The organism is Bacteroides sp. AF20-13LB, assembly GCF_003603065.1.
In the GTDB taxonomy this organism is placed as follows: domain Bacteria; phylum Bacteroidota; class Bacteroidia; order Bacteroidales; family Bacteroidaceae; genus Bacteroides; species Bacteroides uniformis.
The window spans coordinates 266217-284771 of the sequence record NZ_QTMH01000004.1; the positions used below are offsets into that span (position 1 = coordinate 266217).

17 protein-coding genes are annotated in these 18555 nt (G+C 47.7%); 7 read left to right on the forward strand and 10 right to left on the reverse strand.

The window, feature by feature from the left end:
• The first annotated feature begins 113 nt into the window (after positions 1 to 113).
• Positions 114 to 1535, forward strand: a complete 1422-nt coding sequence (gene rlmD / locus DWX62_RS06180; protein WP_008663284.1) for a 23S rRNA (uracil(1939)-C(5))-methyltransferase RlmD — start codon at positions 114 to 116, stop codon at positions 1533 to 1535.
• Positions 1536 to 1595: 60 nt separating this feature from the next.
• Positions 1596 to 2507, forward strand: coding sequence for an RluA family pseudouridine synthase (locus DWX62_RS06185; RefSeq protein ID WP_008663283.1), 912 nt, complete (start codon positions 1596 to 1598; stop codon positions 2505 to 2507).
• Between the two features lie 65 nt (positions 2508 to 2572).
• On the opposite strand, the gene DWX62_RS06190 is transcribed toward DWX62_RS06185, so the two are convergent.
• The 6 genes from DWX62_RS06190 to DWX62_RS06215 all read right to left on the reverse strand — a co-directional run bounded on the left by DWX62_RS06190 (position 2573) and on the right by DWX62_RS06215 (position 7097).
• Positions 2573 to 2986 carry a hypothetical protein gene (locus DWX62_RS06190; RefSeq protein ID WP_005836471.1) on the reverse strand — a complete coding sequence of 138 codons (414 nt, stop codon included), beginning with the start codon at positions 2984 to 2986 and terminating at the stop codon, positions 2573 to 2575.
• A 10-nt stretch (positions 2987 to 2996) separates the two neighbouring features.
• The gene (locus DWX62_RS06195; RefSeq protein ID WP_005828348.1) at positions 2997 to 3431 is read right to left on the reverse strand and encodes a hypothetical protein; all 435 of its coding nucleotides are present in this window, start codon (positions 3429 to 3431) and stop codon (positions 2997 to 2999) included.
• A 57-nt stretch (positions 3432 to 3488) separates the two neighbouring features.
• The gene (gene araJ, locus DWX62_RS06200) at positions 3489 to 4631 is read right to left on the reverse strand and encodes an MFS transporter AraJ (RefSeq protein WP_120172647.1); all 1143 of its coding nucleotides are present in this window, start codon (positions 4629 to 4631) and stop codon (positions 3489 to 3491) included.
• Between the two features lie 104 nt (positions 4632 to 4735).
• The gene (locus DWX62_RS06205) at positions 4736 to 5605 is read right to left on the reverse strand and encodes an aldose 1-epimerase family protein (protein ID WP_005836467.1); all 870 of its coding nucleotides are present in this window, start codon (positions 5603 to 5605) and stop codon (positions 4736 to 4738) included.
• 16 nt (positions 5606 to 5621) lie between these two features.
• Positions 5622 to 5951 (reverse strand): PAS domain-containing protein, encoded by a 330-nt coding sequence (locus DWX62_RS06210; protein ID WP_022401044.1) that lies wholly within the window; start codon positions 5949 to 5951, stop codon positions 5622 to 5624.
• A gap of 93 nt (positions 5952 to 6044) precedes the next feature.
• Positions 6045 to 7097 carry a hypothetical protein gene (locus DWX62_RS06215; RefSeq protein WP_243636248.1) on the reverse strand — a complete coding sequence of 351 codons (1053 nt, stop codon included), beginning with the start codon at positions 7095 to 7097 and terminating at the stop codon, positions 6045 to 6047.
• Between the two features lie 300 nt (positions 7098 to 7397).
• On the opposite strand from DWX62_RS06215, the gene DWX62_RS06225 reads away from it, so the two are divergent.
• The 5 genes from DWX62_RS06225 (at position 7398) to DWX62_RS06245 (ending at position 14914) form a co-directional block, all read left to right on the forward strand.
• A complete protein-coding gene (locus DWX62_RS06225) occupies positions 7398 to 8027 on the forward strand; it encodes an HU family DNA-binding protein (protein WP_009036951.1) in 630 nt (209 codons plus the stop codon).
• A 27-nt stretch (positions 8028 to 8054) separates the two neighbouring features.
• Positions 8055 to 9266 (forward strand): exonuclease SbcCD subunit D C-terminal domain-containing protein, encoded by a 1212-nt coding sequence (locus tag DWX62_RS06230; RefSeq protein ID WP_120172649.1) that lies wholly within the window; start codon positions 8055 to 8057, stop codon positions 9264 to 9266.
• Between the two features lie 15 nt (positions 9267 to 9281).
• The gene (locus DWX62_RS06235) at positions 9282 to 12704 is read left to right on the forward strand and encodes an AAA family ATPase (RefSeq protein WP_120172650.1); all 3423 of its coding nucleotides are present in this window, start codon (positions 9282 to 9284) and stop codon (positions 12702 to 12704) included.
• Positions 12705 to 12805: 101 nt separating this feature from the next.
• Positions 12806 to 13660 carry a type I methionyl aminopeptidase gene (gene map, locus DWX62_RS06240; RefSeq protein ID WP_005828329.1) on the forward strand — a complete coding sequence of 285 codons (855 nt, stop codon included), beginning with the start codon at positions 12806 to 12808 and terminating at the stop codon, positions 13658 to 13660.
• 21 nt (positions 13661 to 13681) lie between these two features.
• Positions 13682 to 14914 carry a DNA recombination protein RmuC gene (locus tag DWX62_RS06245; RefSeq protein ID WP_008663263.1) on the forward strand — a complete coding sequence of 411 codons (1233 nt, stop codon included), beginning with the start codon at positions 13682 to 13684 and terminating at the stop codon, positions 14912 to 14914.
• Positions 14915 to 15177: 263 nt separating this feature from the next.
• Here DWX62_RS06245 and nqrF read toward each other — a convergent pair whose 3' ends face one another.
• From nqrF to DWX62_RS06265, 4 genes are all read right to left on the reverse strand, one after another.
• A complete protein-coding gene (gene nqrF, locus DWX62_RS06250) occupies positions 15178 to 16452 on the reverse strand; it encodes an NADH:ubiquinone reductase (Na(+)-transporting) subunit F (protein WP_016272690.1) in 1275 nt (424 codons plus the stop codon).
• Between the two features lie 17 nt (positions 16453 to 16469).
• A complete protein-coding gene (nqrE, locus tag DWX62_RS06255) occupies positions 16470 to 17096 on the reverse strand; it encodes an NADH:ubiquinone reductase (Na(+)-transporting) subunit E (protein ID WP_005828321.1) in 627 nt (208 codons plus the stop codon).
• 113 nt (positions 17097 to 17209) lie between these two features.
• Positions 17210 to 17848, reverse strand: a complete 639-nt coding sequence (locus tag DWX62_RS06260) for an NADH:ubiquinone reductase (Na(+)-transporting) subunit D (RefSeq protein WP_005836455.1) — start codon at positions 17846 to 17848, stop codon at positions 17210 to 17212.
• 4 nt (positions 17849 to 17852) lie between these two features.
• Positions 17853 to 18542, reverse strand: a complete 690-nt coding sequence (locus DWX62_RS06265) for a Na(+)-translocating NADH-quinone reductase subunit C (RefSeq protein WP_044468080.1) — start codon at positions 18540 to 18542, stop codon at positions 17853 to 17855.
• Positions 18543 to 18555: the final 13 nt, after the last annotated feature.

Genomic DNA, 18555 nt, shown 5'->3' on the forward strand with positions numbered 1-18555 from the left:
ACTTTATGCTAAAATGCAATTTCGACATTGCAATCTTTAATATTTCATTTCATAGAGAGAAATCCCGAAAAAATGTCTATTTTTGCCGAAGAATTTATTAGATTGGTGTAAAAGTGGCAAGAAAGAGAAAAGAACTTCCCCTACTGGAGAAGGTGACAATTACGGATGTGGCTGCCGAAGGAAAAGCCATCGCAAAAGTCAATGATTTGGTGATTTTCGTACCATATGTCGTCCCCGGCGATGTAGTTGACCTGCAAATTAAGAGAAAAAAGCATCATTATGCTGAAGCCGAGGCTGTGAAATTCCATGAATATTCGGCAGTACGGGCAGTTCCATTCTGCCAACATTATGGTGTATGCGGCGGTTGTAAATGGCAGGTTCTCCCCTATTCCGAGCAAATCAAGTATAAGCAAAAACAAGTAACGGACAACCTCACCCGCATCGGCAAAATCGAATTGCCGGAAATCTCTCCGATATTAGGTTCAGAAAAAACTCAGTTCTACCGGAATAAACTGGAGTACACTTTTTCCAACAAACGTTGGCTGACGACAGAAGAGGTTCAGCAGAATGTAGTGTACGAACAGATGAATGCCGTAGGCTTCCATATTCCCAATGCTTTCGATAAAGTGCTTGCCATAGAAAAGTGCTGGTTGCAGGACGATATATCCAACCGCATCCGCAATGCGGTACGCGACTATGCCTACCAGCACAACTATTCCTTCATCAACCTGCGTACGCATGAAGGAATGCTACGCAATATGATTGTGCGTACCTCTACCACCGGCGAACTGATGGTAATCCTCATCTGCAAGATAGAGAAAGAGGAGGAAATGGCTCTGTTCAAGCAAATGCTGCAATACATAGCAGATACATTCCCCGAAATCACTTCCCTGCTATACATTATTAATAATAAGTGCAACGATACCATCACCGACCTCGAGGTACACACCTTCAAGGGAAAAGACCACATCTTCGAGGAAATGGAGGGACTGCGCTTCAAGGTAGGTCCCAAATCTTTCTATCAGACCAACTCCGAACAAGCCTACAACCTCTACAAAGTAGCACGCAACTTTGCCGGACTGACCGGTAACGAGCTTGTTTATGACCTTTATACCGGCACGGGTACCATTGCCAATTTCGTATCCAAGCACGCACGCCAGGTAATCGGCATAGAATATGTGCCCGAAGCCATTGAAGACGCCAAGGTCAATGCCGAGATTAACGGAATTAAAAACACATTGTTCTTTGCCGGAGATATGAAAGACATGCTGACACAAGACTTCATCAACCAATACGGCCGTCCCGATGTCATCATCACCGACCCTCCCCGTGCCGGAATGCACCAGGATGTAGTGGATGTCATTCTGTTTGCCGAGCCCAAACGCATCGTATACGTCAGCTGTAATCCGGCTACGCAGGCGCGCGACCTGCAACTGCTCGATGCGAAATATAAAGTGAAGGCCGTTCAACCGGTAGACATGTTCCCGCACACCCACCATGTGGAAAACGTAGTATTATTGGAATTAAAAGATTGAAAGTACAAGTAGTTTTCAATCGTAAATTGTAAATTGTCTAATCGTAAATTAAAACCAGTCGTGGCAAAAGAAAAAATTACAGCAAGAGCCCGCACACAATATACGGACTACATGGTGAAGGAACCGATGGAGCTCATGGAGTTTCTGGCAGCTAAAATGCCGGACGCCAGCCGCACCAAGCTGAAATCATTGCTGAGCAAACGCATTATATATGTGGACAGCGTTATCACTACACAATACAATTTTCCTCTGAAACCGGGTATGAAAGTACAAATCAGCCGTGAGAAGGGACGTAAAGAGTTCAACCATAAACTGATGAAGATTGTATACGAGGATGCCTATATCATCGTGATAGAGAAGATGCAGGGTTTGCTGTCCGTCAACACTGACCGGCAAAAGGAACGTACCGCCTATACCATCTTGAATGAATACGTGCAACGCTCGGGCAAGCAGCACCGTGTACACATCGTGCACCGCCTGGACCGTGACACCTCCGGCTTGATGATGTTTGCCAAAGACGAGAAGACCCAACGTACACTACGCGATAACTGGCATGACATTGTAACAGACCGGCGATACGTAGCCGTAGTGGTCGGCGAGATGGAAAAAGATGCAGGAACCGTGGTTTCTTGGTTGACAGACCGCAAGCTGTATGTATATTCAAGTCCGACAGATGACGGGGGACAAGAATCCATTACGCATTACCGTACCATCAAACGAGCCAATGGATACTCTCTCGTTGAACTGAACCTGGAAACGGGACGAAAAAACCAGATACGTGTACACATGCAGGATTTGGGGCATCCCATTATCGGCGACGGACGCTATGGACTGGAAGACGTAAATCCTATCGGACGCTTGGCCCTGCATGCTTTCAAACTCTGTTTCTATCATCCCGTCACGGGAGAGCTGATGCGGTTTGAAACACCTTATCCGGGAGAGTTCAAGAAATTGGTTTTGAAGAATAAGTAAAAAGCTGACATACAATAAAAAACGGAGCAATTGATTTGCTCCGTTTTTTATTGATAAGCATGTCGTCATTGCCGACGCATACGAAAAGGCTGTCCGTGAATATTATCTTGATATTCCCTCCAGCTATTATACCAAGTACCACTGAAAGAATAAGAATCAGCCATGGCTCCTTCAATGTAAGCCATGCTGCCATCATCATAGAATTCCAATTCCATCAGATTGTAAGCCCCACTAACCCAATTCCATCTGAAAAGCAAATAATTCGGGTCGCCATATGAACCAATAGTACCTTGGTTGCGCGCGTTAAAGGTCATAATCGTCCCCCTACCCCAAGTATATGCCCCGAAATCTATTTCTTCAGATGTATACCATTCACCGGGCAGATTATATTCCGTTTCTTCCTCACTATCACATGATGTCAATCCTAATACAAGGACAAACAACAATAACATTTTTGTGTATTTCAACATATTATTCATAAGCCATACTTTATTTATAATTAGCATCTACCATCATAACAACCACTCCATCCAGTTTACCGGATAAATAATGTTCGCGCACCCATACATTATCAAAGTACTTGATTTCACCGGCACCATAATTCAGAGTCAACCCCTCCATAGACTTATCCATCCATTTCCAAGTAAAAGTACGTGAAGTCGTTTCATAGGGACGGGACTCGCCTCCGCGATAATACTCCCAGATTTCCTGTCCAGAATTATCAGCCTTGGCAAACTTCAGCTGATGACTGCATAACACTTCAACTCCATCTTTGTTTTCCGTCTGATATTCTTCTATCCACGTCTTCCCACACAATTTGTCGTCGCTATTCTGCATAGTATAATACACATCATCCCCACAAGACGCCAGCCCAATCGTAAATACACACAACAGCAATATCTTCACATAATTCAAAGTCTTCATAAGTTATCGAGTTTAGTTAATACTTGCGGACAAACATACACAAAAAAAATGAAACACTTAATACTTATCCTGGAATTTCTTGTAGAAGACAAGGAATAAAATAAATCCCATCAGTGCAAACGGTACGCCTGCCAATGCGGGATAACGGTATCCTCCACTCAAGGCAAGACCTCCGATATAGGCTCCGATAGCATTCCCCAAATTGAAGGCCATCTGCACACAAGCGCCTCCCAACATTTCTCCTCCAGGGGCCACACGAATCATCAACACCTGCTCCGGACTGGAGACGGCAAACAAACCTGCCGTACAGAGTGTCATCAATATTGCCGAACACCACGGATGGGGCGAGAGTAAAAATATCAATAATAAAATAACACATATCATCCCTTGCACCACCGTACCTACCTTCCCCGGAGTGTACCGGTCGGACATGCGCCCACTGACCAGATTGCCGGCAACCATTCCGAATCCTGCCAGTACCATCAGCGCTGTAATGCTTTCCGCACTAAAACCGGAAACCTCGGTCAGCAACGGGGTGATGTAGCTATACCAGCAGAATACGCCACCGTTGCCCAAAGCCGTAGCTCCCAATATGAGCCACGGCGCCGGCTTCTTCAAAAAACGGAACTGTCCTTTAAATCCCGTGTCTTTCAGTCCTTCGACCTGCGGTACCCAACGCCAAATGTAGTACAATGTTATCAATCCCCAGGCACCTACCAGCAGAAACGTGGCACGCCAAGACAGTGTATGGCTCAACGAAGTACCCAACGGCACCCCAAACAGATTGGCCACAGTCATTCCCGCTATCATAATTGAAACCGCCTCCGAGCTTTTCCCCTTATCAGCCAATTTTCCCGCAACAATGGAAGCCACCCCAAAATAAGCGCCATGAGGAAGTCCGGAAACAAAACGTCCCAACAGCAAGACCCAATAATTGGGTGCCATAGACGCACAAATATTACCCACAATCATTAATGCCATCAAGACCAGCAGAATCTGCTTCAACGGGCGTTTACGGGCCAGGAGCAGCATGGGCGCACCAAAACAAACACCCAACGCATACGCAGAAATGAAATGACCGGCCACGGGAATGCTGATTCCCAAATCAGTAGCCACATAGGGCAAAATACCCATCATCGTAAATTCGGCAATCCCTAGCCCCAATGTGCCGAACGCCAATGCAATAAGACTCTTCTTCATACCTTAAAAAACAACCTATATTTTTTACCGGGCGCAAAGATAATGACATTGCATTCTCCAAATAAAAAGGATACCGAATTATTTTCAGTATCCTTCTTCATTTTTTATCTTATATCAATTGTATACCCACCTTTAAAGACTCCTCCCGGCGCCAAGTGCTGCATCCAGTCCTTATCCTTATATTCGCCCTTATAATGGGCACGGTCACAACGCCCGTACCACGGCTCGATGCAGACAAACGGAGCATTCTTGGCCGGAGGCGACCACAACCCCACCACCGGAGTGTCGAAATACAGACTGAGATAGGGCTTCTTCTCCTTATTATATAATGTAACTTCTTTCACTTGACTGTTTTCCAGAATCAGGGCATCTTTATCAAAGGAGTGGATGTCCAAAGGCAGCAGGCCATCTGTCAACTCAAGCAAATATTCCTTATCCGGAGCGGCACATCCTTTCTCGGAGATAAGGATATAGTGCAAACCTTCCGTCTTATCAAAGCCGAAATATCCACGGTCCGTTGTCTCCGTATCATAGTCCGGGTAATAGAAAGCCGGATGGGCCCCTATCTGGAAGTGCATTTCGCGTGTTCCGGTATTGATGACTTTCCAAAGCACCTCAATCTTCTTTCCCTCTATCCGATAGCCTATCTCAAGGCAAAACGGGAAAGGATATTTCTTGCGTGTTTCCTCACTGTCAACCAGTCGATAACGCACTTCATCTTCCAGTTCAAGCATCAATTCAAAATCCATATCGCGGGCAAAACCGTGTTGCGTCAATGCGTAGGAAACGCCTTCGTGACGGTATTCATTCTCCCAAACGCTGCCTACAATGGGAAAAAGCACCGGAGAATGCCGTTTCCAGAAAGCGGGGTCTGCCTGCCAAAGATATTCTTTTCCATCATGCAAGATACTGCATAACTCGGCCCCATGTGGGGAGACTTTAATTGTCAGTTCTGAATTAGAAAGTGTTTTCATATCATATATCATTTTGTTATTTTCTCATATAGTGTGGCATCTCTCCGGGTATTTCCATCGAAATCTCCACCAGGCCACCGACTACTCCGTCCTGTTTCCATGCCGTCTGATAAATCATTTTCTTGACACCGTTCTTCTCAATGGTGTAGGCATTCACTTCCCCCGTCTCCAGCAGTTCGCGTATCTTGGCCTGCGATTGCGGGTTGTGGCAATCAAAGAGATTCTTGCCTATCAGGTCACCGTGTTTGGCAAACGTACGGCATGCTTTCTCGTTCATATATAGGATGATTCCCTTTGTGTCGCATACAGTTACGGCACAGTTCATTTCATTGGCCCATTCGTACATAATTCTTTATTTTTAATTGGCTATTTTCTATGCACTTGAAATACATTTACAGAAAACTCTTCAAAGTCAAATGTCCTTTTCTCTATCGAATTATTATTGCATTAATCCTCCTTCTATGAAGAAAACGACTTCATTCAATCGTTCTTTATTCGATTCTTCATCTTTGAAAATAGCTGGAGTGAAGATTATCCTATCTTGAATCAGATTATCTACCAAATCCCACATGATTTCATGGTACAGCATCACCATTGCCACTTTTTCATTGTCAATACCATATTGGCTTGCTAAGGAGCCACAATTATTCTTTAGTTCCGCACTGATAGAGTTTACCAATTTTTCAGTTATTTGATGAAAGCGGTCTTGCCGTTTCTTTATAATAGGAAATAATACATCTCCATTATCATCTACCAGCCCATAAGGTTTTAACTGAGAAACGAGTTTGGCATCTGTTACTTTTCCGAATTGTGCTATTTCATCAGCACAATGGTCCATAATGTCGTTGTCAGGAGCAATGCCGCTATTGATGTAAGTCAAAATCAAATTCTGTTCTCCGAAACCATTCGTACCGCATGCAAAGCCATTTCTTGATTCGTATAATACCCAGTAACAGCCACTCCAGCTTGTATAATTGTCAACATCCTCAAACAAGACTAACTTTGTCCACATTTTTCCATCCAGAAGGTATGAAAAAACAAGTGAGAGTACATTGTTCTTGAATCCCATTTCACTGATAGTTTGTGCCAATGATATAAAGTCTGCCTTTGTTTTGACATACATGGATTCAGCAATCTCCTTACTTAAGCTTCTTAGAGAATTGGTCTGTTCTTTGTCGAGAATGGGTATAGTAGCTTTCCATTTTCCTTTTGTTTTACTGACAAGTCCACCTACTTCCAATAACAATAATTGGCTATCAGAGCATTTAATACCCATTTCACGAAGTTCGGCTTGAGTACGTGGAGTCCGTAAATTGTATAGTATTTCCCAATTATTATCTGGCTTTACATAGTCTTCGGGCTGATGTCCGTTCACTGCAACAAACTGGGTTGCTTCCCATTCGCTATAAGGTCTTATCGATATTTGTGCTTTAATCATTGTGGTAACGGACAATAAGGCAAACAACAATAATAAGTCCGGATAATGTTTCATATATCGCTTAATTTTAGTTTTGTTCATCATTCATGCACTTCTCTTATGTAACAAAGATAACGTTTTTTTCAATTCCTCTCTCAAACCTATAACAAAAAACTTCCCGACTACCAATAAAAAACTTCCTAACTACTAATAGTAAAGTTTGCAAGTATAGAGATAAAGAATTACCTTCGCCCTTGGTTTGTCTATCCCAAGCCTTGGGATAGAAATCCCCAACCTTGGCATACACATCCGCAACCTTGGGACAAACTCTGTAAGCCCCAATAAACAAACGAACCTCATAACAACGCTACCATCATGGCAGAATACAACATGCAGGAACTGAACCTGCCGGGAGAAGACGGCAAACGCATTCTCTACCCACGAATGAAACTATACGGGCAGGTGGACTTGGAAACCATCACCGAAAAGATAGCATACGCCTCATCCTTCACACGAGGAGACATCATCGGACTGATGCAAGCCATCACCGACGAAATAGCCTACCAAATGGGGCAAGGTTACTCCGTGAAGATTGACAACTTAGGAGTATTCACCCCTGCCCTCGGTCTGCGGCAAGACCGTGAACGGGAGACGGGCGAAGAAGGAGACACCAAGCGAAACGCCGTCAGCATCTGCCTGAAGGACATACATTTCAAGGTGGACAAAGAACTACTGTACCGTACCGCTCGCCATTGCCACCTGAAACGTTCCACCGACAAATTCCAACGCTCCTCACAAGTGTTTTCTCCGCAGGAACGGCTGGAACGGGCAAAAAAATACCTGGAAAAGAACAGCTTCATGACCCAAGCCGACTATTGCCAACTGACCGGCTTATTGAAGTCTGCCGCCTCCCGCGAGTTGCGCGAATGGATAGCCAATCCCGAATCGGGCATCGACTACAAAGGACGAGGAACACACAAGATTTATATTCTAAGGAAACCATAACCCACATCCATTGAAACCATAAAAACAATGAAGATACTACACACCAGCGACTGGCACCTGGGACACACCCTCTACAACTACGACCGTACCGCCGAACAGCAGGCCTTCCTACGGCAACTCACCCGCATAGTAACCGAAGAGCAGCCCGACGCCATGGTGGTAAGCGGAGATATCTACCACTACTCCTCTCCCGCTGCCGCCACGCAGAAGATGTACACCGACGCCATGCTGAACATCCATCAAGCCTGCCCCGGAATGGCCATCGTAGTCACCGCCGGAAACCACGACAGCAGCTCGAAACTGGAGATAGACAGCAGCCTCTGGCAGCACTTCGGCCTGAATGTCGTGGGAAACATCGAACGTACAGCCGAGGAAGTGAATCTGGACAAGCATATCATCGAGATAAACAATGAAAAAAAGACAATAGGCTACGTCATTGCCGTGCCCCACGTCTATCCGCAAAACTTCCCCCTGCTGGACACTGAAACACCGCGCGACCAACGGCAGGCACGCTTCTTCCAGGCACTGCTGGACGAAGTGAAGAAACGGAATACGGCACAGCTTCCCGTCGTCCTCATGGCCCATCTCTCCATTGAAGGCAGCGACCGTAGCGGGCACGATGAGAGTATCGGCGGAATAGAGTATGTTCCCCTCAGCGCTATGGGAGAAGGGTACGACTACCTGGCACTCGGACACATCCATTGCCCTCAGGACATCAAAGGCAGTCATCACCACGCACGCTATTGCGGCACTCCCCTCCCCGTCAGCTTCGACGAAACCTATCCGCACTCCGTCTCCATCATCGAGTTGGAGAAAGGGGCAGAGCCACAAATCAGTACAAGGGAAATTGAAAATCCGATTCCGCTCGTCACACTTCCCCATGACCCGACACCTTTCGAAGACGCCTTGAAACTGCTGGAAGAATATCCGGAAGAGAAACCTGCATACCTCCGTCTGAATGTGCTGACAAAAGGCTACCTGCCCCCCGACTGCAACGAAAAAGCCTCGAACGCCGCCAAAGGCAAGGCATGCAAATATTGCTACATCAAGACTACCCGAGAGCGGCAGGCCGACACTGACGAGAGCAAGCCTATCTCCATCCAAGAGATGCAGGAAATGTCTCCCCTGGAAATAGCCAGACTCTACTACCGCGAAACCGAAGGAGAAGAGATGGACCCAGAACTTTGCCAGCTGATGGAGACTGTCATGCAAAAAGTGAAAAGCAAGAACAACTCCTAATCATTTGTCCGGAACATGAAACTCCAGAAACTCACCATAAAGAACCTTGCCTCCATAGAAGATGCCGTCATCGACTTTGAGAACGGACCGCTAAGCGAGGAATCCCTTTTCCTTATCTGCGGTGAGACGGGTGCAGGGAAGACAACCATTCTCGACGCCATCTGCCTGGCACTCTACAACGAAACGCCCCGCATGGACCATGCCGAGAACGAAAAATACAAAGACCTGAGCCAGACTTTCTCTGCCAAAAAGGAAGATGTTGCCATCAACGACAGCAGGCAACTGATGCGCCGTAACACCAGTGAAGCATGGACGGAGCTGGAGTTTACCGGCTCGAACGAAACGCCCTACACCGCCCGATGGTACGTGGCACGGGCACACCGCAAGATTTCAGGAGCCGTGCAAGATGTGCGCTGGACACTGGAAAACAAGAAAAGCGGCGCACAGCTCAACAAAAAGAATGAGATAAAGGCAGAAATACAAGCTGCAGTGGGGTTGACCTTCGAACAATTCTGCCGCACCACCATGCTGGCGCAAGGCGACTTCACCAAGTTCCTGCAAAGCAAGGAAAGCGAAAAATCGGATATTCTGGAAAAGCTGACCGGTACAAGTATCTACTCCGAAATAGGTGCCGAAATATATGCCGCCACCAAGGAAAGACGGACGGAATACGAAAACCAGAACCGGAAGCTGGAAGGCATCCACATCCTGGCAGAAGAAGAAGTCACTGCAATCAAGGAAGCCATAGCCACGCAAAATGCTGGAGTCAAGGAAGCCAATGAGCAGAAAACCATCGCCCTCGCAAAAAGGGACTGGCTGAAGAAATACTCCGAACTCCTCCTCACCCGTGAACAGCAAAAGAAGATGTGGGAAGGGAAGCAAGCGCAACTGCAATCGGACGAATTCAAACAGAAAGAACTCCTGATTAAAGAATGGAATGCCACCGCCGACGCCCGCAACTGGCTCTCTACCTTGAAACAGCAGCAACAGCAGCAACAACAGAACCATGCACAAGCCGGAATGTTAAGAGCATCCTTTGCCCGGCTGGACGGAGGAAGCAAGTGGCTATGCGGTTTCCTGAAAGAGCAAGAAGACAAGCTGCATCGTGCCGAGAAGTACTTGCAAGAGCATTCGCCCTTACTGCCCATGTTCGAGCAAAGCCAATCCATCATTACCGGCCTAAAATCCGCACTCGATGCCCAAACACGCATCGGCACCTACAACGCGCACCTTGAAAGACTTGCCGCGCAACAACCCGTAAAAGTCAAGGAGCGTACCGACAAGGAAGCTGCCCTCACCCGGAAAGAACAAGAGAACCATACATTGCAAAACGAAATAAACCTCCGGAACAAGCAGCTTGAAACCATGGACCGCCCTGCCCTGCAAGACAAGAAAAACAAACTCGATGCCGGACGGGAGAACCTGCTGCAAGCATTGAGCGCCTTGTCTTTACTGGCTGAAACGGAAAGGACACTGAACGAGGCGAAGGAAAACGAAAAGGCTTTGAACGCCAAAGTGGAGGCGTGCCAAAAGCAATACGTCCTCCTGCAAACGGCATTCGACAGCAAGAAAACAAGTTATGATGACATCCGCACCCTCTACGACAAGCAAAAGGAAGCCGTAGAAGAGTGGGCAAAGGAAACACGCTCCCGGCTTGTCGTCGGGGATACTTGCCCCGTGTGCGGACAAGAAATAAAATCGCTTTGCAAAGATGAAGATTTCCAGTCTGTCCTTGCTCCCATACGCACCTCCCTGGAAACAAAAGAGAAAGAATACAAGGAAACCGAGCAGGCATTGAACAACAACCGGACAGAATCCAATACCTACGGAACGCTGGCAGAGAATGCCCGTCAGTCCACAGCAAGAGCGCTCCGGAGCTACAACCTTGCCCACACTGACGCACAAGCCAAATGCGCCCAATGCAACGGCATCGGCCTCTCCACAACCACCGGCGAAACCCTGAAGAAGCTACTGGAAGAGAACAAGCTGGAAGCAGACAAACTGAACGAAAAGCTCACTGAAGTTCAAATGCTCAGCGCACAAATCATAACTCTGCAACGGCAAAAGGACGAATGCCAAAAACATGTGGACGCTGCACGCCAAGCCTTCAACTCTGCCGACAGAGTGCTGAATGAGCTGAAAAACAACATCGTCAATTACGAGTCGCTCACCGCCAACGAAAAGGAGAACATACGTGCCACCATGGACCGCGTCACTCCCCACATCCTCTGGGAAGGATGGAACACGGAATGGGAGAACTCCCCCCTCTCCTTTATTGACCGCCTGACGCAAGCTACGCGCAACTACCGTCTGGCGCAGGAAAAACAAAGAGAACTGAAATCCGCCATTGCCCTTATCCACAAAGAGCTGGAAGGGATAAACATCAACAAGGAAAGCATCGATGCCGCATTCCCCGACTGGCGCAACGCACCTGCAGCAACACAGGAAATGGAAATCAAGGACCTGGGGATTGCCTGGAATAATCTGAATACACAAGCAAGCGGACTGAAACAAAGCATATCCTCCACCGCAGAACAAATGGCAAGGCTGCAAAAGGATTTAACCGGGTTCTATGCCGCCAACCCCACTCTCGACGAGGAGCGTATCACCGTCCTATCCGCTTGGTCCGGCTCCCGGATAGAAGCATTGCGTGCCTCATTGCAGACACTTAAAGAGGAAGAAGTAGCTGCATCGACCGCCTTTCATCTGGCCACCGGACAAGTGGAAGAGCACATCAGCCGGAAGCCCGAAATAGAAGAAAACGAGAACCTCGAAACCCTGGATGCACTCATCGCGAATCTCGAAGAAAAGATAACCGTCGGCAACCAATCCATCGGCCAGCAGAAGTTACGCCTGGAAGAAAACACCCGTAACATCGACCGGATAAAGGAAGAAAAGGAACGTGCCGACCGGTTACGCGAAGAGTATCTGAAGTGGGACCGCCTCTGCCGTCACTTCGGTGACGAACGGGGAAAGAACTTCCGCAACATAGCCCAGAGCTTCGTCTTGAAAGAACTGCTGGCAGGCGCCAATTTCTATCTGCAACGCTTGACCGACCGCTACGAACTGGAATGCCAGGCCGGTTCGCTCACCATCCTGCTGCGCGACTTCCATCAAGGAGGTGCGGCACGTCCGGCATGCACCTTATCGGGCGGCGAAAGCTTCCTAGTATCTCTGTCACTTGCCCTCGGACTTTCTTCCCTCAGCCGCCAGAGCCTCTCGGTAGACACACTGTTCATCGACGAAGGTTTCGGCACACTGAGCAGCGACTACCTGAACACCGTTATGGACACATTGGAAAAACTGCACCAGATGGGCGGCAAGAAGGTAGGCATCATCAGTCACGTGGAAGGACTGAAAGAGCGCATAAAGACCCAGATACAAGTACGGAGGATAGACAGTTCAAGAAGCGAAATAAAAGTGGTGAATACCCTCTAAGCTGGTATCGGGATAAAGAAAACGAATGTTTTTTCGGCTCTTGATAGTACAAGCACCTGCATTATTGTGTATTTTTGCAGTCTCATAAAAAAGAAAAGACAATGAAAAAGTTCATGAAAGGAGTCCGGTTTACTCCTAAAAACTATTCCGACGAAGTAGAAGCCAAAATTCAACATTATAAGAAAGAAGGATATAAACTGCCGATGCGAAGCGCACTCCGCACCGAGGAGCAGTTGGCCGGTATCCGCGCAAGCGCCAAAATCAACACGGCCCTGCTGGATTATCTCTCCGAGAACATTCGCGAAGGCATGTCCACAGCCGAAATTGACCATATGGTGTATTGCTTCACCACAGACCACGACGCCATCCCCGCCCCCTTCATGTACGAAGGCTTCCCCAAAAGTGTGTGCACCAGCATCAACGATGTAGTGTGCCACGGCATTCCCAGCACCAGGGAATTCCTGAAAAGCGGTGATATTGTAAATGTCGATGTATCCACCATTTACAAAGGTTACTTTGCCGACGCATCACGCATGTTCATGATTGGCGAAGTCAGCCCCGACATGCAGAGACTGGTACAGGTCACCAAAGAATGCCGTGACATAGGCATACAGACCGCACAGCCCTGGGCACGCCTCGGTGACGTAGGCGCCGCCATCCAGGAGCATGCGGAAAAGAACGGATACAGCGTGGTACGCGACCTCTGCGGACATGGCTGCGGCGTCAAGTTCCACGAAGAACCGGATGTGGAACACTTCGGCAAACGTGGTACGGGCATGCTGATAGTGCCGGGCATGACGTTCACCATCGAACCGATGATTAACATGGGAAGCTACGAAGTCTTTATCGACGAAGCCGACGGATGGACCGTCTGCACAGACGACGGACTGCCTTCTGCCCAATGGGAAAGCCAAATCCTGATTACTGAAGACGGAAACGAAATATTGACACAATAAGGCGGACACTTCAAAACACCTATGGAGATAGTATTACTGATTATAGGGATAATCATCGGAACCGTAGTCGGCTATCTGGCGGCAGACCGCAAGTCTGCCGCACTGAGGGCAGAAATCAGCGGGACAAAGAAGGAAATAGAATTATTGAAGCTGCAGAAGGAAGAAGCCGAAGCGTTGCACAAGCGCATGAACACCGAGTTCGAGAATCTCTCCAACCGTATCTTCCAGAGCAAAGCCGAAGACTTTACCAGGCTGAATACCGAACACCTGGGCAATCTGCTCCGCCCGCTGGGCGATAACCTGAAGGACTTCCGCCAAAAGGTGGAACAAGTATACAGCACCGAAGCCAAAGAACGCTTCTCGCTGGGTGAACGCATCAAGGAACTGATGGAGCTGAACAACCGCCTCAGCGAAGATGCCAACAACTTGACCCGTGCCCTGAAAGGAGACTCCAAAATGCAAGGCAACTGGGGCGAAATGATTCTGGAACGTCTGTTGCAAGCCTCCGGACTGATTGAAGGCGAACACTACTTCCGCCAGGAGTTTCTAAAAGACGAACGGGGCGAAGCCATCATCAACGAGGAAAGCGGGCAGAAGATGCAGCCCGACATCATCGTGAAGTACCCCGACGAACGGGAAATGATTATCGACTCCAAAGTGTCGCTGACTGCCTATGCTGCCTACACCTCTGCCGAAAGCAAGGAGGAGCAGGCACACTTCCTGAAAGCACACCTGCAATCCGTCCGCGCCCATATCGACGAGCTCAGCCATAAAGACTACTCGCATTATGACGCCCAATCACCGGATTTCGTTATGATGTTCATCCCCACCGAAGGTGCCTACCTCCTCGCCATCCAAAGTGATGCCCACCTCTGGGAATATGCCTACAACAAAAAGGTGGTACTGATGAGCCCCACCAACCTGATTAGTGCCCTGCGCCTCTCGCTCGACCTTTGGAAGAAGGAGAACCAGGTAAAGAATGTGCAGGCCATCATCAAGCGCGGCACCATCTTATATGAAAAGATTGCAGGCTTTACCGATACCTTCCTCGGTATCGGCGACCGGTTGGCCAGTCTGCAAAGGGATTACGACAAAGCCTTCAACCAGCTCTCGGACGGTAACGGCAGCGTAGTGCGCCAAGCCGAAATGCTGAAAGGCATGAGCCTCACTCCCAAGAAACGCATTTCTCCAAGATTGCTGCCCAAAGACACCATTCAAGAAGAAACAGAAGAGGAAAACAATAACATTCAATAAAACATCCAACATGAAAACTCTGAAAGACCGCATTCTCCTTCACCAAGAACCGTTCATACGAGGTCTGTGTCAACAGGAATTACCACCGGAGAAGTAACAGCCATTCTGGCAAATGCACCGATTCATATCAAGGAATAAAGAAAAAGCGACGAAGAATCCACTCCACTTTCTTTCAATAGAGAGGAAATGCCCCGAACAAAAAACTCCGGCAAAGCCCTGAAGGACAAGCCGGAGTTTTTTTATCTCAAGACGGACAAGGAAGATTATCCGCCAAAGTTATCGAACATCAGGTTCTGAGCCGGAACGCCGAGGTCGTCGAGCATCTTCTCAACAGCCTTCGACATCGGGCCGGGACCACACATGTAGTATTCGATGTCTTCGGGAGCTTCGTGGTCTTTCAAGTAAGTCTCGTAAATTACGTTGTGTACGAAGCCCGGAGTGTACTTCACGCCCGCTGCATCGGCTGCCGGATCGGGACGGTCCAGTGCAAGATGGAACTTGAAGTTGGGGAAATCCTTTTCAATCTGCAGGAAGTCTTCCAGATAGAACACTTCATTCAATGCACGTGCACCGTAGAAGTAATTCATCACGCGATCTGTAGTGTGCAGTGTCTTCGTCATATGCATAATCTGTGCACGCAACGGAGCCATACCGGCACCACCGCCGACCCACATCATCTCCTTCTTGGAGTCGAATATCGGATGGAAGTCTCCGTAAGGGCCACTCATGGTTACCTTATCACCCGGTTTCAGGGTAAAGATATAAGAAGAAGCGATACCCGGCATTACATCCATGAAGCCCGGGCCCTGGTCTTTCGGCTTGAACGGAGGCGTGGCGATACGTACCGTCAGCATAATGCGGTCGCCTTCGGCAGGATAGTTGGCCATAGAATAGGCACGGATGGTTTCTTCGTCATTGCGGCACTTCAAGCCCAGCAGACCGAATTTCTCCCATGCAGGCAGATACTCATCACCGATAAGGCTCTTGTCGATGTCCTTATCATAATCCATCGAATATTTAGGAATCTTAATCTGCGCATAAGAACCCGGAACGAAATCCATGTGCTCGCCTTTGGGCAATGCAACGATGAACTCTTTGATGAACGTAGCCACATTCTTGTTGGAGATAACCTCGCACTCCCACTCTTTTACGCCCAGTACGCTTTCGGGAACCTTGATGGCCATATCGCCTTTCACTTTCACCTGGCAACCCAGACGCCAGTGATCTTGTATTTGCTTACGGCTGAAGTGCGGAGTCTCAGAAGGCAAGATTTCACCCCCACCTTCCATTACCTGGCATTTGCACTGTCCGCAGGAACCTTTACCACCGCAAGCGGAGGAAAGGAACACACCGTTTACAGACAGCGTATTCAGCAATGTAGAACCGGAAGCTACGTCCAGTTCCTTATCACCATTGATAGTCAGTTTTACATTACCCGAAGGCACCAAGAAATTCTTGGCAACCAGCAGGATAACAACAAGCAGGATGACAACCACGAGGAATACTCCAATGCTTGCTAATATCATATTCATATCCATTGTTTTATTCCTTTCTTTTAGATGTTCAAACCAGAGAAACACATAAATGCCATTGCCATCAGACCTACAGTGATAAACGTGATGCCCAGCCCTTTCAACGGAGCAGGAACGTCAGAATAGGCCATTTTCTCACGGATGGCAGCCAAACCCACGATAGCCAGCAACCAACCGATACCGGAGCCCAACGCATAAGAGACAGCATCAGCAATGCCACCGATGAATTTCGGGTCGCTCTCACCCAGCGTGATGCGCTGCTGCATGAAAAGAGAAGCACCCATGATGGCACAGTTTACAGCAATCAGCGGCAGGAAGATACCCAGTGAAGCATACAGCGAAGGGCTGAAACGCTCTACAATCATTTCCACCAACTGAACGATAGCTGCGATTACAGCAATGAAAAGAATAAAGCTCAGGAAGCTGAGGTCAACGCCTTCAATGATTGCGTTGGCAGCCAGCACCTTGGTCTGCAATAAATAGTTGACCGGAAGCGTAACCACCAACACGAAAGTTACGGCGATACCCAGTCCTACGGCAGTCTTCACATTCTTCGATACGGCAAGGTAAGAACACATACCGAGGAAGAACGCGAATATCATGTTGTCCACAAAGATAGAGCGGACGAATAAACTTATTAAATGTTCCATATCTCTTCGATAAATTAAGAATTAAAGAATTAAAGAATTAAAGCAATGAGAACTTGTACTGCAGCAGAGCAGCCCATTTTTCATTCTTTCATTTTTCATTCTTCATTTATTTATTACTGCTTTTCCTGCAATTCTTTGTGACGTGCACGCTGATACCAGATGATGCAAGCGCAGAGAATCAACGCCATTGGCGGCATCAGCATCAAGCCGTTGTTCACATAGCCCAACTTCTGCAGAGGTTCATAGTTCAAGATGTTGAAACCGAGCAGCGTTCCCGAACCCAGAAGCTCGCGGAAGAAGGCTACGATTACCAGAATCTTGGCATATCCCAAACCATTACCCACACCGTCAAGGAAAGATTCCCAGGGACCGTTCTGCATGGCAAATGCTTCCAAGCGTCCCATCAGGATACAGTTGGTAATAATCAGACCTACATATACAGAAAGCTGCACACTTACATCGTAAGCAAAAGCTTTCAGAATCTCACTTACAATAGTTACCAACGCGGCAACAACCACCAGCTGAACGATGATACGGATACGGTTGGGTATCGTCTTGCGCAGCAGTGAAATCACTACATTGGAGAATGCTGTAATCACCGTCACTGAAAGACCCATCACAATGGCAGGCTCCAGTTTGGCAGTAACAGCCAAAGCAGAACAGATACCCAATACCTGCACGGTAACGGGATTGTTCAGTCCCAGCGGAGTAGAGAATACTTCTTTATTCTTCTTTGAAAACAATTGTCCCATATTCTTATTCCTCCTCATTATTATTAGTTAAAAAGTTTTTGTAGCTGCTCAGACAAGCCTTCAACATGGCATCCACACCTACAGAAGTGATGGTACCACCGGAAATGCCGTCCACCTGATAGTCAGGTTTCTCTACCTTGCCGTTCTTCACAACACCGAGGACTACCTCGCCGTTCTCCAACGTTTTCTTGCCGGGGAACTCTCCCTGGAAGTGCGCACTGGCAATTTCGGCACCCAGACCCGGAGTCTCACTGGCATGGGAGAAGTAAACACCGTAAACGGTATCCTTGTCGCTGTTCAGTGCAACATATCCCCAAATAGCGCCCCAAAGACCGGCACCGTAAACGGGAAATACATATTTCTTCTCACCGTCAACCTCTGCCACGAATACGTGCAGACGGTTATTTTCTTTGGCTTCCTTCTCGTAAGCGGTAGCAAATGCACCGGTATTCTCTGTCAGAGTACCGTCAACGTTCATCAGCATATCGCCCTTTACATATTTATTATATTCAGCTTCGGCATCCTTCACGTCCTTGATGTTGAGTGCAGCAAGAATCTGCTTCTTCGTGTCAAGTTCCACATTCTTGTTCTGCGTCTCGCGCAAGGAAGAACTTACGAATGCCAGCAGGAATGCAACGATAACAACCATTACCGAAGCATAAATGATAGTATAACTATTACTATTGGTATTCATTTCTTTTCCGGTA

Coding starts and splice junctions, on each gene's coding strand:
- DWX62_RS06265 (WP_044468080.1), bottom strand. CDS start 18,542: ATGAATACCAATAGTAATAGTTATACTATCATTTATGCTTCGGTAATG.
- nqrF (WP_016272690.1), bottom strand. CDS start 16,452: ATGGATATGAATATGATATTAGCAAGCATTGGAGTATTCCTCGTGGTT.
- araJ (WP_120172647.1), bottom strand. CDS start 4,631: ATGAAGAAGAGTCTTATTGCATTGGCGTTCGGCACATTGGGGCTAGGG.
- map (WP_005828329.1), top strand. CDS start 12,806: ATGAAAAAGTTCATGAAAGGAGTCCGGTTTACTCCTAAAAACTATTCC.
- DWX62_RS06190 (WP_005836471.1), bottom strand. CDS start 2,986: ATGAATAATATGTTGAAATACACAAAAATGTTATTGTTGTTTGTCCTT.
- DWX62_RS06245 (WP_008663263.1), top strand. CDS start 13,682: ATGGAGATAGTATTACTGATTATAGGGATAATCATCGGAACCGTAGTC.
- DWX62_RS06205 (WP_005836467.1), bottom strand. CDS start 5,605: ATGAAAACACTTTCTAATTCAGAACTGACAATTAAAGTCTCCCCACAT.
- DWX62_RS06260 (WP_005836455.1), bottom strand. CDS start 17,848: ATGGGACAATTGTTTTCAAAGAAGAATAAAGAAGTATTCTCTACTCCG.
- DWX62_RS06225 (WP_009036951.1), top strand. CDS start 7,398: ATGGCAGAATACAACATGCAGGAACTGAACCTGCCGGGAGAAGACGGC.
- nqrE (WP_005828321.1), bottom strand. CDS start 17,096: ATGGAACATTTAATAAGTTTATTCGTCCGCTCTATCTTTGTGGACAAC.
- DWX62_RS06210 (WP_022401044.1), bottom strand. CDS start 5,951: ATGTACGAATGGGCCAATGAAATGAACTGTGCCGTAACTGTATGCGAC.
- DWX62_RS06235 (WP_120172650.1), top strand. CDS start 9,282: ATGAAACTCCAGAAACTCACCATAAAGAACCTTGCCTCCATAGAAGAT.
- DWX62_RS06230 (WP_120172649.1), top strand. CDS start 8,055: ATGAAGATACTACACACCAGCGACTGGCACCTGGGACACACCCTCTAC.
- DWX62_RS06215 (WP_243636248.1), bottom strand. CDS start 7,097: ATGAAACATTATCCGGACTTATTATTGTTGTTTGCCTTATTGTCCGTT.
- DWX62_RS06195 (WP_005828348.1), bottom strand. CDS start 3,431: ATGAAGACTTTGAATTATGTGAAGATATTGCTGTTGTGTGTATTTACG.